This is a genomic window from Parashewanella curva (assembly GCF_003675895.1).
GTDB classification, from domain to species: domain Bacteria; phylum Pseudomonadota; class Gammaproteobacteria; order Enterobacterales; family Shewanellaceae; genus Parashewanella; species Parashewanella curva.
The window spans coordinates 1-541 of record NZ_ML014973.1 but is presented as its reverse complement, the minus strand read 5'-3'; the positions used below and the strand labels follow the sequence as shown (position 1 = coordinate 541).

The 541-nt window shown below is 42.1% G+C and carries 1 protein-coding gene; it reads right to left on the bottom strand.

Annotation, left to right across the window (positions count from 1 at the left end; all coding sequences use genetic code 11):
* A partial coding sequence (locus D5018_RS21505; RefSeq protein WP_243637494.1) for a reverse transcriptase domain-containing protein occupies nucleotides 1-481 on the bottom strand: 481 nt, incomplete at its 3' end.
* Between the last annotated feature and the right edge of the window lie 60 nt (nucleotides 482-541).

Genomic DNA, 541 nt, shown 5'->3' with positions numbered 1-541 from the left:
GGTCACTCATTTGCCCTTTCTTTATTCCGAGCTTGAAGTAGTGTTGCCAACCTCGTAAGAACTGATTTAGTTCTTTAATGATTACTAATTCATTTCTTCCTCGATTGCGCTTCGTAATGACTCGCACTCGCTTCTTCATCTTCTTTATCGAAGCTTGGCTTATGCCTATTCTTCCTGATTGCTGAAACTTGTGACCTAAATAATTTCGCTCACTCACTTTACTGGCCGCACTTTTCGCTCGGTTTACTTTGAGCTTGAGTTTGCTTTCCAGAAAGTCTGTGATTGAGGCTTTTACTCGTTCTGCCGTCTTTTCACTACCTACGTAAATTTGCACACTATCGTCTGCGTATCTACAGAACTTATGACCTCTACGCTCAAGCTCTTTATCAAGCTCATCTAATACGATATTTGATAACAAAGGCGACAGAGGTCCACCCTGTGGTGTGCCTCTTTGTCTCTCTTCTACTACTCCATTTCGCATTAGTCCGCATCTAAGATACTGACCTATCAGCTTCAACACTCGCTTATCTTTGATGTCCTC